General features: G+C 55.5%; 19 protein-coding genes. 12 read left to right on the top strand and 7 right to left on the bottom strand.

Annotated elements, in window-relative coordinates; translation table 11 throughout:
* From DA915_RS28110 to DA915_RS28095, 4 genes are read left to right on the top strand one after another with little or no spacing between them, the layout of a single operon-like run.
* Complete coding sequence (locus DA915_RS28110; protein ID WP_244600812.1) at window positions 1–711, top strand: type IV secretion system protein; 711 nt, start codon at window positions 1–3, stop codon at window positions 709–711.
* Between the two features lie 7 nt (window positions 712–718).
* Window positions 719–1261, top strand: coding sequence for a thermonuclease family protein (locus DA915_RS28105; protein ID WP_107678021.1), 543 nt, complete (start codon window positions 719–721; stop codon window positions 1259–1261).
* A complete protein-coding gene (locus DA915_RS28100; RefSeq protein WP_107678020.1) occupies window positions 1258–1950 on the top strand; it encodes a thermonuclease family protein in 693 nt (230 codons plus the stop codon). Before DA915_RS28105 ends, DA915_RS28100 begins: the two co-directional genes overlap by 4 nt.
* A gap of 11 nt (window positions 1951–1961) precedes the next feature.
* Window positions 1962–2423, top strand: coding sequence for a hypothetical protein (locus DA915_RS28095; RefSeq protein WP_244600811.1), 462 nt, complete (start codon window positions 1962–1964; stop codon window positions 2421–2423).
* A 14-nt stretch (window positions 2424–2437) separates the two neighbouring features.
* Here the strand turns inward: DA915_RS28095 and DA915_RS28090 are convergent, their stop codons facing one another.
* From DA915_RS28090 to DA915_RS28080, 3 genes are all read right to left on the bottom strand, one after another.
* Window positions 2438–2863, bottom strand: coding sequence for a hypothetical protein (locus tag DA915_RS28090; protein WP_107678018.1), 426 nt, complete (start codon window positions 2861–2863; stop codon window positions 2438–2440).
* A 55-nt stretch (window positions 2864–2918) separates the two neighbouring features.
* Window positions 2919–3242 carry a hypothetical protein gene (locus tag DA915_RS28085; protein ID WP_153064612.1) on the bottom strand — a complete coding sequence of 108 codons (324 nt, stop codon included), beginning with the start codon at window positions 3240–3242 and terminating at the stop codon, window positions 2919–2921.
* A gap of 790 nt (window positions 3243–4032) precedes the next feature.
* The gene (locus DA915_RS28080) at window positions 4033–4488 is read right to left on the bottom strand and encodes a helix-turn-helix domain-containing protein (protein WP_107678016.1); all 456 of its coding nucleotides are present in this window, start codon (window positions 4486–4488) and stop codon (window positions 4033–4035) included.
* Between the two features lie 600 nt (window positions 4489–5088).
* Between DA915_RS28080 and DA915_RS28075 the strand changes: the two genes are divergently transcribed.
* From DA915_RS28075 to DA915_RS28055, 5 genes are all read left to right on the top strand, one after another.
* Window positions 5089–5538, top strand: coding sequence for a hypothetical protein (locus tag DA915_RS28075; RefSeq protein WP_107678015.1), 450 nt, complete (start codon window positions 5089–5091; stop codon window positions 5536–5538).
* A 2-nt stretch (window positions 5539–5540) separates the two neighbouring features.
* The gene (locus DA915_RS28070; protein WP_192886689.1) at window positions 5541–6053 is read left to right on the top strand and encodes a hypothetical protein; all 513 of its coding nucleotides are present in this window, start codon (window positions 5541–5543) and stop codon (window positions 6051–6053) included.
* Between the two features lie 12 nt (window positions 6054–6065).
* Window positions 6066–7256 (top strand): DUF1173 family protein, encoded by a 1191-nt coding sequence (locus DA915_RS28065; RefSeq protein ID WP_107678014.1) that lies wholly within the window; start codon window positions 6066–6068, stop codon window positions 7254–7256.
* The gene (locus tag DA915_RS28060) at window positions 7256–7492 is read left to right on the top strand and encodes a hypothetical protein (protein WP_107678013.1); all 237 of its coding nucleotides are present in this window, start codon (window positions 7256–7258) and stop codon (window positions 7490–7492) included. Before DA915_RS28065 ends, DA915_RS28060 begins: the two co-directional genes overlap by 1 nt.
* Window positions 7493–7559: 67 nt before the next feature.
* Window positions 7560–8087, top strand: a complete 528-nt coding sequence (locus DA915_RS28055) for a thermonuclease family protein (protein WP_107678012.1) — start codon at window positions 7560–7562, stop codon at window positions 8085–8087.
* A gap of 40 nt (window positions 8088–8127) precedes the next feature.
* On the opposite strand, the gene DA915_RS28050 is transcribed toward DA915_RS28055, so the two are convergent.
* Together DA915_RS28050 and DA915_RS28045 are read right to left on the bottom strand one after the other, a co-directional pair.
* Complete coding sequence (locus DA915_RS28050; RefSeq protein WP_107678011.1) at window positions 8128–8937, bottom strand: invasion associated locus B family protein; 810 nt, start codon at window positions 8935–8937, stop codon at window positions 8128–8130.
* Between the two features lie 47 nt (window positions 8938–8984).
* Window positions 8985–10403: a YadA-like family protein gene (locus DA915_RS28045; protein WP_244600810.1), complete on the bottom strand. Its 1419-nt coding sequence runs from the start codon at window positions 10401–10403 to the stop codon at window positions 8985–8987.
* A 742-nt stretch (window positions 10404–11145) separates the two neighbouring features.
* On the opposite strand from DA915_RS28045, the gene DA915_RS28040 reads away from it, so the two are divergent.
* The 3 genes from DA915_RS28040 to ligD all read left to right on the top strand — a co-directional run bounded on the left by DA915_RS28040 (window position 11146) and on the right by ligD (window position 14753).
* On the top strand, window positions 11146–13086 hold the full coding sequence (locus DA915_RS28040; protein ID WP_192886688.1) for a ParB/RepB/Spo0J family partition protein: 1941 nt from the start codon (window positions 11146–11148) through the stop codon (window positions 13084–13086).
* Between the two features lie 125 nt (window positions 13087–13211).
* The gene (locus DA915_RS28035; RefSeq protein ID WP_107678009.1) at window positions 13212–13613 is read left to right on the top strand and encodes a helix-turn-helix domain-containing protein; all 402 of its coding nucleotides are present in this window, start codon (window positions 13212–13214) and stop codon (window positions 13611–13613) included.
* 93 nt (window positions 13614–13706) lie between these two features.
* Window positions 13707–14753 carry a non-homologous end-joining DNA ligase gene (gene ligD / locus DA915_RS28030; RefSeq protein ID WP_107678008.1) on the top strand — a complete coding sequence of 349 codons (1047 nt, stop codon included), beginning with the start codon at window positions 13707–13709 and terminating at the stop codon, window positions 14751–14753.
* A gap of 29 nt (window positions 14754–14782) precedes the next feature.
* Here ligD and DA915_RS28025 read toward each other — a convergent pair whose 3' ends face one another.
* Window positions 14783–15268: a hypothetical protein gene (locus DA915_RS28025; RefSeq protein WP_107678007.1), complete on the bottom strand. Its 486-nt coding sequence runs from the start codon at window positions 15266–15268 to the stop codon at window positions 14783–14785.
* Between the two features lie 190 nt (window positions 15269–15458).
* Window positions 15459–16148: a hypothetical protein gene (locus tag DA915_RS28020; protein WP_107678006.1), complete on the bottom strand. Its 690-nt coding sequence runs from the start codon at window positions 16146–16148 to the stop codon at window positions 15459–15461.
* Between the last annotated feature and the right edge of the window lie 2 nt (window positions 16149–16150).

Here is a 16150-nt window from a genome sequence, read left to right as displayed (position 1 = left end):
ATGCAGTTTCGTCGAAAAATGCCCATTGCCATGGCAGTCACTGTGTTCGCCAGTGCCGCATTCGCCCAAGGGGTTCCCGTGATCGATCAGAAAAACTATCAGATCGCCCAGGAAACGTCACAGACCACCGACAAGATTCTCGGCACCAACAAGGAAATCCTCAAGACCGTCGATGAAACTCTCAAGGCAGTGACCGGCAACCGCGGAAGCGAGGCCGGGCAAATGCAGAGCCTTGCGATCGGCAATGGCTTCAGCGTTTCATCGGTGCCGTCGATCGACAGCATCATGTCAGGCGGGGTTCCTAACTTCGGCGGTCTGGGCGGCGACATTTCGAAAATTGCCTCCACACTCATCAACGGCCTGAAGCTAGTCAAAAGCCTCAGTGGTAAAGCCAACAGCGATTTCTCCGGCGACAAATCCTATGAGCAAATGGTCAACACGGTGATGGCCGTTTCAGCGCTCGTGAACGGCTCGCAGCAAGCCGTAACGCAACGGCGCTCCGCCTTCGAACAGGCGGGCCAGCAAATCGGACAGGCGCAAGACATCAAAGGATCCATCGACCAGAACACACAGCTTCAGGTGCAGTCTGGTCTCACGATGAATGAGCTGGTCGGCGTCATGAACGGCGCTGTGCAGTCGCTTCAGGTTCAGACGCAAAAGCAGGTCACGGACATGTCGAACACAAACAAGATTCTCCAGATCCAGAAGTGAGCAACACATGAAGTTCTTCCTCAAAACCCTTGCTCTCTCTGTAGCCATGGCGACGGCGGCCGAAGCTGCACCGCCCGGTTATTTTGATCTGAGACCCGGCGTCACGCTCGAAACCGGCGAGACCTGGAACGACGGTTCGACGCGATATCGCCTCTACGGCGTTCAATCATGCATTCGAGGAACGTCGTACACCGATTTGCAGGGGCAAAAGCGAGATTGCGGAGACGCCTCGCTTGCCGTCCTCGCGGCCTTCATCAAGGATACGAAACCTATCTGCGCTGCGACCGCAAAGACCTCCGACCTCACCTACGTGGTTTGTTATGCCACGGTGGCAAACGAGCGACTGGATCTCGGTACAATGATGGTCAGTCAGGGCTTCGCCTTTGCTGCCCTCGATGCGCAAGGCTTTCCCGTTTTTCCCGCATATTCCGTCGCGGAGCAGGACGCCCGCGCACGCAATTCAGGCCTCTGGCAGTTCAGCGATGTCACGCACCCTTCGATCTGGCTGTCGTCGCGTGTCAACGCACAAGTGAGGGAGGCCGCCAGATGAAACGATTTGCCTCTGTCGCCACCTTTGCTCTCTCTGTTGCCATCAGCAGTTCGGCCGCGATCGCAGCTGACCTCGTTGAAAAAGTTCCTTCACCCCCGGCCACGCACGGCAATGGGGTCGCGCGGATAAGTGGACATGTTTCGGTAATCGACGGTCGCACGCTCTGGTATCCGCAGTATGCGCAAAAAGTACGCCTTGCGGATATTGATGCCTGCGAACTTCCGCAATGGGCACTCGATCCAAACTGGCAGAACCGCGACAAGATCAAAGCTCCGCCGCCTGTGCCCTGTGGACCATTGGCGAAGGCCTGGCTCAAGCGCTCGATCGGCGCCAACAGCGTCACTTGCGAAATCGCAACCGTTGGCCCGGATGGCACACCGGAGGGATACTGTACGTCCCGGCGTGGTGGTGATCTTGCACTGGAGATGCTTCGTGTGGGTTGGGCCAGAGTTTCGGATCCATTCCCGCGCAACAGACAGTACCTGCAGTACCAGACGAGTGCCATCGCTGCGCGCTATGGCATGTGGGCTACCTATGTCCTCGACATGAACGAATGGCGCCGGCGGGCCGTGGATAAAACGCTCGAGCGCCAGCCAATTGCAGATTTCAATCTGCTGGCAACCCGTCAAAGCGAAATCTCCCCGCCATTCGCGGACGCGCGCAACAAGCCGCATCGCACCGACCGATGAAAGGAAATACCATGAAACTCGCTCTCGGATATATCCTGGCTATTTCGTCTCTTGCGCTGTCTTCACCGCCGGCCGCGGCGCAGGACGCCCCGTGGGGCTGCGAGATCCTGCTGTGCGCAGCGTCTTCCAACCCGTCATGGAAGGGCGTCACCTATTGCATCCCGCCTATGACGAAACTCATCGCCGCAATGAAGTTACCCGGTTTCTCATGGCCTATTTGCCCACAAGCCGGAACAGGAAAGCCCGGCTATGAGCCCTACGAGGATTGCCCGGCCGGGTATCTGCCGCACAAGGATTTGGATCGCAATGGCGAGCTCTGCAAAAAACCCGACAAGTGCCAGGGATACGGGGATAATCGCCTTTGTGACACCGGCGAGATTATAGCCCGGCCGGTGAAGAAGGATCCGTATTTCTTTGACATACCAAATGCCGAAAATCAGTCACAGCGTCATTGGTTCAATCTGACGTACTGAAATTCGATAGGGCGCTAAGTTTTAGCGCCCTTTTTTTGTTCGACCAGCTCTCGCGCCGTCTCGTAAATCTGAGCGATCCTTGCCAACGTCATGCAGGATAGGCAGAAGCCGAATGCGCCAATCAAAAAGGCGAGGAACTGGTAGATTTGAGCAATCGCCGGCGAGCTCCAAAACAGAGCAATCTTCGACAACATAAGCAACAGGAATACGATGCAGAGCGTCATCGTAGCCAGGATTGAGGCCGCCACAACGAACTGTTGGCGAAACTCGCCGATCGACCTTCCGTTGAGCAGCTTTCTACCTTGCGCCCGTCGTGCTAGCAAATCATCCGAGCCAGCCTTGCCACGCGGAAGCGCATCCAGTGTTTTCTTTCCATAGTACACCAATGGCGCCGACAGCGCAGATCCTACGATGCTCAGGATAAAGTCCGATACTGTCATTGTTTCTCCTACATCATGACAAAAACGGAACCCGCGTCACCGCGGGCTCCTTACTTTAGTGGCGCGTGCCATCGAGCATTTCGATGCACGACTTTTCGAGCGCTCTGCGCTGTCCAACGATCAACGCGGACAGGTAGAGCAGCTTGGCGATGCTCTCCTCCGCACTTGCCGGCTGATAACGCAAGACGGCCTCCTGTGCTTCCGTTTCCCTGTGCAGCAGATGCTCCAGGCGATGCTCGCCGGCATCTCCGCCGGCGTGGTCGCTTGCTATCACTCGCCACGCAATCGCTGCCTCGGCCGCTTCGCGCTGCACATCCATATGAATCCGGATTACGTCTGCCAGTTTAGGCTCTTCAATCACTCTTATGCTTTCACTCATGCAACATCTCCTAAATCGGCACCTTCCCCGATCCTCACCAGTCGGAAGCAGAGGGCAGGTCCACCTGCCCTCCTGCCCGTCCGGCGAGGACCGGGAGAGTGGGGGGCAATAGCCAAAAACGGAGGGGGATCGCCCGCCCGAGGACGTTCCGAGTGGTCATCGCTGCGCGCAGCGCGGCGATGATCCTGCACGAACTCCGTTTTGGCTTCGCCAGAGCGGCAGTGAGGAAGGACGGGGAAACCGTTTTTGGACTATTGCGGGGGAGAGAGGGCAGAGCTCTTTCTTCCCTCTAACAGCAACAATGGGAATGATGATCGTCATTCACATGATCAGATCCGTCTATCGCGGATCTGGTTTATATGCCCGTCGTCCTGCCTTCTGCCTCTCGGTAGCTCCGGTCATGCTGGCGATCGAATACGCGTCGCCGGCTCCGCAAGAGACGGCAAATACGCGGGGAGGTCGAAAGGTCCTGACATGACCATTGTCGGGAACATGGCTTGCAAAGCCTAACTCGCGCCTGGAAACGCGAGAACTGTCAGGAGACAGTAGACATGATGTCTATGTTTTGGTGCTGAAGAAGCCGGCTTCCCGGCGACATCCGCAAAACACAACTGAGCCCCTAAAAATCTCGGGGTAGTTGTGTCTTCTTGCGTTCATATAACGCGGGCGTTTCAGACAGGTTTATTCGAAAATCGCAATATTACTAAATTTGGTGGATTCTAGTTCAGGCTTTGGCTCTTCGTTTTTGTCAAGTTCGAGGCCATAGGCGGCGGAAACAGGCCGCTTTCTCCTATTCAGGGTTAAAATGACGGACGACTGGCAAAATTGTGACCAAAGATTTTTCCTCCATATCAACTAGATGTGACATGACGGAATTTAGTAGCTGAGCGGTTGCAGGATCCTGTCCAAAGAGCTGTGGCGCCGCGTCGAAAAGAACCTCCATGGGGTTCGCTCCCAGTATCGAACAAACCGCGATCAACCGGCTTACCGTCAGCCGGGCCTTTCCGGTTTCAATTCGACCATAGACATTCTCGTGCAGGCCAAGCCGATCGCTGATTTCCCGCCGATATAGATTGCGTTTTTCTCTCAACGACCGGAGAGCCAGACCGATTTTCTTCTCCAAGTCGGCCTGGTCGTCAGGCCAGTTTATCTCACCCGCAATGCCTGAAATTTCCGGCTCAGCCAAATTGTCAGGCCGCCGCTCGCTCATATCGTGTTCGTTCGTCGGATCGGTCGGAATGTCCATGCGGTTGTCTCATTAAGGGTGTTGTGTCTGAAGATTTGATACCAAGAGAGTATTCTAAAATTGCAGTGTCAACAACCTTTTTAGAATCTAAATTTTGGCGCGTCGCTGCGCGACCTATGCTCTATGCTGCGCACTAAACCCGCTAAATAGCGCGGTTTTCGCCCTTACGGGTAACGATCATTTCGCGTGCTCAAAAGAAATTAGGCACTTTCAAATGTGCATAAATGGTTTCTTTTTATCTTGTCAAAATGGAAAGATAAAATAGAGTTTATTGCGTTCAGCAGTTCGGTCCTCCGCGTCCGCTGCTTGGAGCCGTTTCCTCCGAAGCGGTATATTACTACAGGAATGAAAGTCGCCGGATGCGGATGTCTTTTTTCAAAAGGGGGAGGGCTAGCGCCGCTTCCCCTCCCCCAGCAAGGATCGTCCGCCCAGCTTCCTACGGTCCCTCCGCTTACGCTGCGTTTCCTTCGTGCAGCCGGTTCCCCGCGCCGATCCTTGCCCCCCACCCCAACGCTGGATCGCCAGTCCGAAGGTGCAGAAGCCACGCTCCTGCCCTCTCGGGCACGAGACCGCTTTGCGGGTATTGAAGAAAGGGATTTCATGCGTTCATATGCGTACCTACTCGATCCAGAAACGAGTCTGTTCCGCACTGTGCCTTTGCCGGAAGGCGACGGGCTGGAGCGGTTTTCGCCGTTACTCGGCGCGGATAAACTTGACGCCACGCGGTTTGACGAGCGCCATAGCATCGTCTTCGACGTACAAGGCCTCGTCCGTGGAATGACTTCATTCTCCGCTCACGATGAGCGATTGCCGCCGTTTGGCGGCAAGTTGCTGGTGATGGGCAATAGCGCAGCGCGTTTCGACAACACTCCCGCCCTGACCATATATGAGGTCGCGCAGCGCTTCATATGCTTCCGAGTGGTTGTTGATCCCATCTATGCCGACAGTGATGAAGTTACACCCGCGCACGCAATTATACAGGGGGCCTTCAAAGGGTTTCAGCTTCGCTTCGTCCGCTCTGTTCCAAGCGTGGTTGAGGGAGAGGGCTGAGCATGAAGTTCGTCAAAGCTCAACGCCACGGGCCGTTTCAGGACACCTCACGCAAGCGCGCCGCCCTAACGCGAAAGCAGAGAAAAGAGCGGGAAAAACTCCCGCTCTTTGCCGCAGTCATTGCCGAGAGTCAGCCAGACGCTGATACGGTCATGGAGAAGCGGGCTATCCAGTGGGACCGTTGGAAACAAGCGTATCGCGACGATCGAGCAGCAAAGTGGCGAGAGGCGCGGAAACGTTTGGCCACATACGGCGATAATCTGCGGCCGAGATTACGCCATCTCTGGAATACGAGCCCTTACCCGAAAACCCCCGGCTATCTCCTCGACATGCTGCATTCGTTCAATGTCGGCCGTCTCGATCTCGATAACCCACCATGGGTCTATAAGGGACCTGGTTTAAAGGCATTCGATATGACCCCCATCATAGAACGCGCCAAGGCCCGAAAGCTGGCAGCGGAAACGCGTCAGCAGCACAAAACAAGCATCCCCCCATTCGAACTCACGCCTTATTGAAAAGGAGCCTTTATGCCGTCCTACAAGTTCCCGTCCCACGTCCTCGCAGATGATGACAGCGCTTTCGAAACCGAACTGGCCGGTGCGCACCAAAACCGCTTCCGGCCAGCCTGCCTTTGCCAGACGCCGGCGCCTGACATGTACATCGCGCGCCTGGGCGACAAGTATTTCATCAAGCGCATGCCTGGAACCGGCCTCAGACACCATCATAGCTGTGAGCACTTCGATCCGCCACCAAGCCTCTCCGGACTTGGCGACGTCATGGGCCGTGCTATCCAGCAAAAGGATGACGGTCATACGGTACTGAAGCTCGACTTCAGCTTAACCAAGGTCGGACGCAGCGCGCCGGCGCAAGCGATGGAATCGAAGCCCGATACGGTGAAGGCCGAGACAAATAAACTCACCCTGCTTGGGCTGCTTCACTACCTTTGGCATGAAGCCGAGTTGAACAAATGGAGCCCTCGGTTCGCCGGCAGGCGCAACTGGCCCATGGTGCAGGCCAGATTGATTGAGGCCGCCAGCTCCAAGGAAACGAAAAAGGCTGCGCTGATCGAGAGGCTTTATGTCCCTGAGCCATACTATCGGGAGCGCTCGCAGGAGATCGATGGCAGACGCATGAAGCAGCTGCAGCCATACATGCCCACCAGTGCGAACAAGACCGAAATGCTGATCTATGTTGGTGAGCTTAAGAACATCGAGCCGTCGCGCTTTGGGTCAAAGCTTGTAATCAAGCACGCACCGAGTTTTCCCATCTTCATGGATGAAAAGATGGAGAAATCTGTCCGCAAACGTTTTGCGCTCGAACTCGACCTCGCGGAAGCGCATGAGCAACTGAAACTTGTCATGATCGCAACAGCTGGCCTGAATAGAGCCGCTTCCGCCCAACTAGCCGAGGTAAGCATCATGCTCGTCAACGAAAACTGGATTCCGGTCGAAGGTCTCTCGGAACTACAGCTTATAGACCATCTAACGGCCGACAAACGCAGTTTCACGAAAACGCTTCGGTTCAACGTCAAGGAACGCCCGATCGCCAGCGCACTTTTGACCGATACGACCCCGGTTTGCGCGATGTATATTCAGCCGGAGGAAGCGGGTGAGGCTTATCGTCAAGTCCTGGGAGAAATGGAAAAAGAAACTGGTATGGCGACCTGGCTGTGGGACGCCGAAGATGGGCAGTGGCCGCAAATTCCGGAGAAGGCATAATGTTCGAGGTTAGGGAGCGAATTCGCGAGTGGACAAGATACCATGTTTACCTGCGAGTGTATTTGATCGGCTACGACGGCAAGGTGATGCCACGCTCACTTCGTAAGCTTATCGCTCGATCTGAAATCCACAATGCATGGCTCCTCGGCTATATGCGCTTCTTTGAACAGGACGGAATGCGTTTCGGTCCTGCCAATCCCTATCCCGGCGATTTGGCCCTGGCCGCCGATTCATAAAATTGCCTTCAGGCCGTTCCGAAGAAAGCAACCATTGTACTCTATGTTCCCGCTAAAAGGAGAAGGCATGTCTTTCGGGAAAATCGTCGTGCTATCGATGTTTGCTGCTTTTTCGGCCGGAGCTGGCTACAGCTACTACGCTGACAAAACCGATCTTCCTCTGCCGTTTAACGCTGAGAAATCTCGGCCGCCTTCATCTGCTGTACAGCGAACGAACGTGACATCGCAAAGCGCAAAGTTGTCGGGGTCGCGACCCTACACGCTTTGCTCGGGATCGGTGAGAACGCATTGCGTGGTTGACGGCGATACCCTCTGGCACGAGGGCGTAAAAATTAGGATCGCAGATATCGATACTCCCGAGGTGTCCAGCCCCAAGTGCCAGTCAGAAGCGGCATTGGGTGCGAGAGCGACTTCGCGCCTGCTACAGCTCGTCAATGCCGGCCCTTTTGAAATTATGGCATGGCAAGGTCGTGACGAGGACAAGTATGGCCGCAAGTTACGTGTCCTGGTCCGAAATGGGCGTAGCCTTGGCGATGTCCTGGTGTTTGAAGGGTTAGCGAGAACATGGGCTGGTCGTCGGCAACCATGGTGTTAGGCCATACCGTAAAAAAGCCCGCTAGAAGCGGGCTTTTTCGTTAATAGAGTTCTGATTTCGGCCGAGGCTTGTCCGTCTGTTGCCGGCGTTTTTGATGCGCCGGCGGGTTGTTCTTTGCTTGCTGTTCCGCTGTCGCAGATTTGTTTTGAGACGCAGCAGCGGCCTTGGCAGGCGCTGCATCCGCTACCTTTTCCGGAACGGCTTTCTTCTCAGGCTCTGCCGGAGCGAAAGGATTTGTTGCGGCGATCTGCAGTGCTTTCTCGAAGCCTGCCATATGACCGCGCAGATCGATATCGATTGCCTCGCCGTTCGGTCCTTTCACTTTGTATGCAAAACCAATTTCCTGAGAGGACTGGACCGCCGACTGCAATATGCCTTCGAATGGCAAGCCCACGATGCATCCTTGGTCAGAGCAAAACCATTCCTGCTGTGGAATGGTCTTCTCTACTCCGGCAAATGACATACGCATCCCACCTTCTGAAAAGAAGTTGCTCGTGACATGCACAAACAAGAGCGACTTGTTTGCAACGCTGGAGCCGATGCCCCACCTGACCGAAGACCTGGTGGCAATCGGCTGCTGACTGTCCATGACCACCTGCTCTATCGAGCAAGAACGGCGACCGGACGAAATCCGGACGCTGCACCCAAGGCTCCACATGTCAAATCCCCGCGTGACCGTGAGGATATCGCCAATGTCGATCGTTTCACCCGGGTCAACGATTGGCGCCCGTACCATAAATCGGTTGATGGCTGGCTTTTCTGCAGGCGCTTGTTCAAGGGGCGCAACCTCCTCCGCCACTGCAAGCGGCGCGATCGAGAGCAAGGCAACCGTCAATAGTGTTCGCTTCATTTTTGCTCCAAGCTAATGAATGGGGAAACTGCCCCCCGATAGAGAAATCAGTTGAGGGTGAAGGATGCGCCGGCATTCCAGCTGAGGTCTTCTTCGCCAAAATTGTAACCCATTGAGGCGTTGATCCTCACTGCACCGTCTTCAGTGGTGTAGCCGACGCCGGCAACCATTGACGTTGAGCCTTTGAAGCTGCCGAGGCCGGAGGCGAAGGAAAGCTTGCCGGGGTTGTTGTCAAACCGCAGTGCGGCCATGCCCATCGCGGAGGCGATACCGGCACGCGTTTCCTGAAGGTTGCGTTCGATCTGACTGCTTAGCGCGGAAAACTGGCCGGTGTTTTGCGATTGCAGTTCCGAAAAACGCTGATCAGTATAGTTTTTCGATTCCTGAGCAACTTGCTTCACCTGCCGCACGTTTGCCGCGTCGGTGTCGGCCTTACCTTCTGCAACATTGTGGATCCGCACTGGTCCTGTGCCATTGCCGGTCAAAACGACGTCATTCGTGCGCTTGCCATTGCCGTCTGTGACGTACTGAACAGCTGCTTCATTTGTCGCCTTCAGTGCGTCACCAACGTTATTGTAGCCGAGGCCGGCGACCTCATACACCGGGGCCTGTATAGTGCCGTCCGCATTGATCTTCGCCCCGCCTCCAAGTGCGGCCACGGTGGAATCAAGCTGCGACACGTTCACGGCATCTGTCGCTGCCTTGCCGGCCGCTACATTTCCGATTTGGACCGGATTGCCGGTCCCGTCATTCAGTGTGAGGCCGCCGCTTTTGTTGCCGGCGGCGTCAGTGTTATAAAATACGCCTGTATCCTTGATGCCGGCAATGTCGCGATCGTGGCCGTCGAGCCGACCATCTTGCTGCACATTCTTCTGCTCAACTCCGTCGAGCCGCCCGTCCTGTTCAACATCCTTCTGCTCACCCGCCTCAATCCGAGTAGTGTGGTCATTCAGCTGGTTTTGCTGATTTATATTCGTGTTGTTGATGTTGGTGATATTGTTGGTGATGTTCGTAATGGCCTGATCGTGGCCATTCAGACGCCCATCCTGCTCGGCATCTTTCGCACCATTGTTGCTGGCCGAAATCTGCTGGTTCACATAGTTCTGGTACTCATTCTGAATTTGGTTGAAGGCGTTGTTGATCTCGCCGGCGGTGACAAAATTGTCCTGTATGAAGGCATCCCTGGAGTCGCCCTGTTGCTGATTGCAAGGCGTTACCGACATGTTTGTATTGGTCGGATTAAATGTGCCAACCGCAGCAGCGGCACCCGGTCTGATTATGCAGCCGCCCTGGCCGCCAACCTGCGGCGCGGCGACAGCCGTTGATAAACTGACGGGTAAAATAGCTGTCGAAGCGATTAACGAAATCAGAGCAGTTTTACGCCCCAATGGCTGTAGCTGGGTTTTTACAAACCCAGCTGCACGAATGGGATCCTTTGCGACTAGATGCCGCGACGTGTAAGACATGGAACGTTCCTCTATCCAGGGTGCACACCTTGAAGACGGGACATGGACCGGGGCGCTGTAACGCCCCGGTTCGCCCTTCGCAGCGTCGGCATCTCTGCCGAGATTACGAAAAAAGTACAATAATCGAACTACTAAATATGTGTTAGAAAGTACATACGGAAAACAGCTTTAGGCCGTATTCCATTGCGAATTGACGCAAAAAAGCCGCAAGATGATTTGAAAAGGCGTAAAAATCGCTAATGTGGCTCACGAAGAGCGGCTGAGTATTCCCTTTTAGGTAATGCGCTTATGTCAATTTAAGTATCTTTATTGGTCGAATTCAGCGACAGTGCCTGTTGCTATATCGACCAAAAAGTGAAGTGATGCTTTTAAATTTTCTTTTGCCGATGAGCGGCACGTTCAAGCGGACCGCTACGCGGACGTCTTTACGTTCGCCCCATGACAGCGCCGGCACAGCCCGTCAAGCGGCCCGTGAAGCCCTGGAACCTTCCGCGCCAGTCCGGCGGGGCCGGACCCGTGAAGATTCCACGCCTTCCGCGCCACGCCACTTGACCGCCTGTACCAGCGCCGCGGGGCGGGCTTTCGCCCTCCCCCCTCTGTCCGGGGAAATGTCAGGAGACATTCCCCGATCAGATCGGGGAGGCTTCGCCCGAGGGGGCTTGCCCTTCGGGAGTGCAACGCAAAGCTCAGGAGATAAGCCATGACCGATACCAAAGCCGCACCCGATACAATTTCCGTTCCGTTGAACAAGCTCAGCATCGACCCGAAAAATGTCCACGCTGGCAAAGTTTACAGCAAGCAGGGTATCGAAACACTCGCTGACAGCATCCGGCAGGACGGTTACAGGCTCTTGCAGGACCCGATCGTGCGCAAGGCTGAGAAGAAGGGTCACTACTATGTCATCGCGGGTGGTCGGCGCTTGACCGCTCTGAATTTGCTGGCCGAACTCGGTGAAATCGATAAGAGCTATGCTATTCAGTGCAAGGAAAGAAGCGGCGAAGACGCGCTGGAAGTCAGCCTTGTGGAGAATATCGAACGCGAGGCCATGCAGCCGGTCGATCAGCTGCACGCGTTCCGCCGCATGGTTGAGGATGGAAAGCAACCAGCAGACATTGCAGCCCGCTTCGGCGTCAGCGAAGTGACCGTTCGTCGTCGGTTAGCTCTGGTCAAGGTAGCACCGGCCCTGCTGGACCTCTACAGCAAAGGTGAGATGAACCTGTCGCAGTTGGAAGCCTTTACGCTGACCGACGACCACGAACGGCAGGTCGATATCTGGAAAAATCTTTCTTATTGGACAAAGGACGCCACAGCCATCCGTGATGCAATCAGGTCCTCTGGCGTGAGGCCGACCGACAAGCGGATGAAATTTCTCGGAGGCTTGACAGCATATGAGGCCGCTGGTGGTGCTGTAAGGCGCGATCTCTTTGACGACGAGACCAATGGTTTTGCCACGGACGTGCCACTGGTCGAGAAGCTTGTGGCGGACAAGCTGCTGGCGGAAGCCGAGAACATCCATCGTGCCGGTTGGGCGTGGGTGGAATGCAGCAATGGTTATCCCTCTGACACCTCGGGCATGCGCCGCATTTATCCGGAGGATGTTGCGCTCTCGGATGAGGCGAAAGCGGAACTGGACCGGCTGACCGCTGAGCACGAAGAACTTGCCAACCTATTCGAGGCGGGTGATGCGACGGATGCAGATGACGCCCGTGTTGAAGAAATCCGTGGATGCATCGAAGAACTGACCAATCTTCCGCCTGTCTATCGACCGGAGGATGTCGCTATCTCGGGTTGCTATGTGTTCCTCGACCACTACGGCAATCTGAAAGTCGAGGCCGGTTTCATTCGTCCCGAAAGCGATCCGATTGTCACCGAAGTTGGCTCCGAGGACGAGACAAGGGGTCGCTCCGCCACCAACACGGTGACGGCAGATCAAAAGCCGACCGGGTTCAATCCTTCGGCTGCGCTGGTCTTGGAGCTTTCGGCGCAGAAAACCGCTGCGATCCGTGCTGCAATGGCGAACAATTCGCACGTTGCTCTTGTTGCTGTGGTGCATTCCCTGCTGCTGAACGGGTCCAGCCTGTACCGAACAGAAGAAAGTTGCCTCGACATTCGCCTCGCGAGTGAGCGGCTTGGCGGCAACATCAAGGACGCCGCCGAGTGCAAGGGTATAGTGGAATTCGATGCTCTTTCCGAACTCTACGGCGACCACATTCCCGGTTCGCCTAGCGATCTCTGGCACTGGTTGCTGGAAAAGCCGCAGGACGAGCTCCTTTCGCTCTTGGCCTACGCCGCTGCGAAATCCGTCAATGCGCTTCATCTGGCGCATTATGCGCGCAGCAAGGAGCGCGCACACGCTGACCAGCTGGCGACAGCGCTCAATATGGACATGCGGGAATGGTTCGTGCCGACCGCTGCGAATTATTTCAGCCGCGTCAGCAAGACCGGAATCGAGGAAGCTTTGGCCGAGGCGAAAGGCGCAGATTTCGCCGCTGGCGTATCCGGCATGAAAAAGGCCGACGCAGCGGCCTACGCGGAACGCAACATTGCTGGAACCGGCTGGTTGCCGCCGCAATTGCGGATCGTAACCGACGCCTCGCAGAAGATTGAGAACGATCACCAGTTTGACAACTTTGAAGAATACGGCGAGCCTCATGGCAGTGCGCTTGCCGAGGCGGCTGAATAAGCCGCCAACCTCTGGCCGCGCCATGTCCCCCGGGCGCGGCCAGTTTCCATCCCGTGCCTGACCAGGTCGAGGGGCTCCCCTGTCGCCCTGCCCCTCGAACTCCCCGCCCACCCGAAGGATTTGAAATGTCGACCTCACCAAAAACCCCTAACCAGATTGATATCAATGTAGGTGCCCGTATACGCCACCGTCGGAAAATTCTCGGATACAGCCAAGGCAGGCTTGCCGAGTCCCTCGGCGTCACCTTTCAGCAGGTGCAGAAATACGAAAAGGGCGTCAATCGAGTCGGCGCCAGCCGCCTGCAGGCGATTGCAGCTGTGTTTGACGTGCCCGTGTCATTCTTTTTTGAGGACAGCGCCGCTCCGGAGGCTGACAGCGAACCACTCGAAAACGATTTCACGCAATTTCTCGGGACTCCTGAGGCGATAGCCTTAAACACCGCATTCGCAAAAATCGGAGACAGCGCAGTGAGGCGCAAGGTCGTCGTGTTGGTCAAATCAATCGCTTCACAGGATGTGAGTTTCTGACGAACGAGACCGGATATTTGAAGGGGCCAGTGTATCTGGCCTATTCCGTCAAAATGGTGACGTTTTGTAAAAACTTCGTGCTACGCTCACCTCATGAAGAAGCCGAGAAAAACACAGCCTCTTCTGAGGCATGACGAACCACTGCGTTCCCGAGCACGCCGCCGGCGCGATCCAGCTCAGCCAAACTTACCACTCGATCCTATGCCGGATCGCGTTGAGCCGTGTCTCGCACTACTCAAAGCCAAGCCCCCCAAAGGTGATGAGTGGCTTTTCGAGGTCAAATGGGATGGCTATCGCATCGCGGTTCACATCGAGCTCGGCCGCGTTCGCATACTGACCCGCGGAGGCCACGACTGGACACATCGTTTCCCGACGATCGCGGCCGCTGCGGAGAAACTTCCTGTCGCGACCGCCATCATAGACGGCGAGGCCGTGGTAATGGACGAGGAGGGGCGCTCGGATTTCGCCCTCCTGCAGAAGTCCTTGGGTGGACGATCAGGCAAGGTCACCGCAGCCGACGCGATCTTTATGGCCTTCGACCTTCTTTATTTCGACGGCCACGATCTCCGTTCGGTCGAACTTACCTCACGCAGAAAATTGCTCGAGGATCTTCTGTCTTCCAAACCGCCCGGCATCATGTTTTCAGAGACGATCGAAGCGGATGGTGAAGAACTGCTATCTTCCGCCTGTGGTTTTGGCCTGGAGGGCATCATTGCCAAACACCGCGACAGTTCCTACCGCTCCGGTCGCCTCGGTGACTGGCTCAAGATCAAATGCATTCAGAGCGCCAGCTTTTTCATAGTCGGCTACGAGCCGTCGATGAACGCGCTCGGCAGAATCGGTTCGCTCTTGCTCGCCGCGTATAGCGGCGATGACATTGTCTATGTCGGCTCCGTTGGAACCGGGTTCAAGGAGGCACAGGCAAACAAGCTGCGCACGCATCTTGATCGCCTCCAGCGTAAGCGGCCGCACGTGGAATACGCCGGCGCAAAAAAGAATACTGTCTGGGCGCAGCCAACGATTATCGCCGAAATCGAATATCGCGGCTGGACGCACGAAGGCAAATTGCGCCATGCTTCATTCAAGGGCGTCCGTGACGTCCAAGACAACGCCGAGGTATTTCGCCTCGACGCTATCTGACGCGACGCTTAGAAAGCGCATGTTCCGGATTATTCCTCGTATCCGGGAAGCCCTTTCTTTATCAGCCGAAGGTCCCCTTCATGGCAACGCCCGGTATAGGCCGTCGATACTTTTCCTTTTAGATCATTGATTTCAATGCCCGCGCCCAATGCAAGCGCCAGCAAATTAGTCGTCAATTTCAAACCGCTCTCCGACACAAAAACTATTGAGCCGCCTTCATTCCTCCCAACGAACTCAAAGCGCTGGCAACTGAGGTCCTCGTCATCGCTCCTGCCTTCGCCGTCACATAGTTGCGCGGATTTGCCGGTGATGATCGAGAAATACTCGACCTGTTCCGTAATCTTCCGCTTTTTGCTGGAAGCTTTAACGCGCTGATCGAATTGGCAAACCATGCCGCGGCCGCTTGGAATTCCGACGTCCAGGTTTGCCTCTGTCGCGTGTCCATTTTGAGCAAAAGCAGTTGATACGAAAAAAAATCCCAGAAAAAACAGCTGGGCCTTTGCGGTAAGGTGCACGAGAGACTCCTTGGCATCGTGAAGTTTCAGGCTCTGCTATCGCAGAACCACATAAATCAATTCAACCAAAGGACACTGAAGATACCGTTGCTATTTTACCGAGAATATTAGATGGGACGTCGACGGGGTGCAGCCGTTCTCTATGCCTTGGGCACGGAAGCAGTCTCGCCCTCGCCTACGATGCGCCCTGTCAAAAAGGAACGTCCACGTTCTCCAGCTCCAATGCTTCCCGAGCTGACGTCCCCATGTGACGATATGGAAGAATAAACGGAATGCGGTAAGCACTCGAAACGCCGAGCTTGGTTACACGCGACGGGATGTGGTCAACCTGCAACATGCCGTGCGTTATAAGGAGGCTTATGGCGGTTCGAATCCTTTCGCGAGGGATGCCGGAAAACTCGGTAATCTTTTCGTAGCTGATATTGGCCGCGTTTGTGTCTGTGCCTCTCCGCGCAACGATAAGAAAGAAAAACTTCAGCGCATCCAGTTCTCCCGCCTTCCGCAACGAAAAATCACGCAGGAACATAATATCTCCGCTTCCGGAATAGAGCTTGCGCGCCGGCATGGCACCCCAGCCACTTTTAGCCATTCCGACCAGTCGATATGTGCTCCTGCGTTTTTCAACGCGCCGCTCGATAATTCCTCGTTCCTGGAGAACATCAAGGCCACCGGAGATCTTCGCACGGCTCAGACCGGTGGCGCGCTCGAGCGTATAATATGTCACCATCGCTTCGCCCGTATCGGGATCCGCATGATGCGCGATGGTCATGAGACACATGAGCGCGGAAATATTGTTCGCGCCCTCACCTCTCTTCCAACCGAATGCCTTCAGGCCGCCTTCATTTATCCACGCCGTAGGTAGCTTGACCCAATTCTTCATGA

It is taken from the genome of Agrobacterium sp. LAD9 (genome assembly GCF_003031125.1).
Taxonomy (GTDB): Bacteria; Pseudomonadota; Alphaproteobacteria; order Rhizobiales; family Rhizobiaceae; genus Agrobacterium; species Agrobacterium radiobacter.
This window is presented reverse-complemented; position numbering and strand designations above follow the sequence as displayed.

Coding starts and splice junctions, on each gene's coding strand:
- DA915_RS28110 (WP_244600812.1), top strand. CDS start 1: ATGCAGTTTCGTCGAAAAATGCCCATTGCCATGGCAGTCACTGTGTTC.
- DA915_RS28105 (WP_107678021.1), top strand. CDS start 719: ATGAAGTTCTTCCTCAAAACCCTTGCTCTCTCTGTAGCCATGGCGACG.
- DA915_RS28100 (WP_107678020.1), top strand. CDS start 1,258: ATGAAACGATTTGCCTCTGTCGCCACCTTTGCTCTCTCTGTTGCCATC.
- DA915_RS28095 (WP_244600811.1), top strand. CDS start 1,962: ATGAAACTCGCTCTCGGATATATCCTGGCTATTTCGTCTCTTGCGCTG.
- DA915_RS28090 (WP_107678018.1), bottom strand. CDS start 2,863: ATGACAGTATCGGACTTTATCCTGAGCATCGTAGGATCTGCGCTGTCG.
- DA915_RS28085 (WP_153064612.1), bottom strand. CDS start 3,242: ATGAGTGAAAGCATAAGAGTGATTGAAGAGCCTAAACTGGCAGACGTA.
- DA915_RS28080 (WP_107678016.1), bottom strand. CDS start 4,488: ATGGACATTCCGACCGATCCGACGAACGAACACGATATGAGCGAGCGG.
- DA915_RS28075 (WP_107678015.1), top strand. CDS start 5,089: ATGCGTTCATATGCGTACCTACTCGATCCAGAAACGAGTCTGTTCCGC.
- DA915_RS28070 (WP_192886689.1), top strand. CDS start 5,541: ATGAAGTTCGTCAAAGCTCAACGCCACGGGCCGTTTCAGGACACCTCA.
- DA915_RS28065 (WP_107678014.1), top strand. CDS start 6,066: ATGCCGTCCTACAAGTTCCCGTCCCACGTCCTCGCAGATGATGACAGC.
- DA915_RS28060 (WP_107678013.1), top strand. CDS start 7,256: ATGTTCGAGGTTAGGGAGCGAATTCGCGAGTGGACAAGATACCATGTT.
- DA915_RS28055 (WP_107678012.1), top strand. CDS start 7,560: ATGTCTTTCGGGAAAATCGTCGTGCTATCGATGTTTGCTGCTTTTTCG.
- DA915_RS28050 (WP_107678011.1), bottom strand. CDS start 8,937: ATGAAGCGAACACTATTGACGGTTGCCTTGCTCTCGATCGCGCCGCTT.
- DA915_RS28045 (WP_244600810.1), bottom strand. CDS start 10,403: ATGTCTTACACGTCGCGGCATCTAGTCGCAAAGGATCCCATTCGTGCA.
- DA915_RS28035 (WP_107678009.1), top strand. CDS start 13,212: ATGTCGACCTCACCAAAAACCCCTAACCAGATTGATATCAATGTAGGT.
- ligD (WP_107678008.1), top strand. CDS start 13,707: ATGAAGAAGCCGAGAAAAACACAGCCTCTTCTGAGGCATGACGAACCA.
- DA915_RS28020 (WP_107678006.1), bottom strand. CDS start 16,148: ATGAAGAATTGGGTCAAGCTACCTACGGCGTGGATAAATGAAGGCGGC.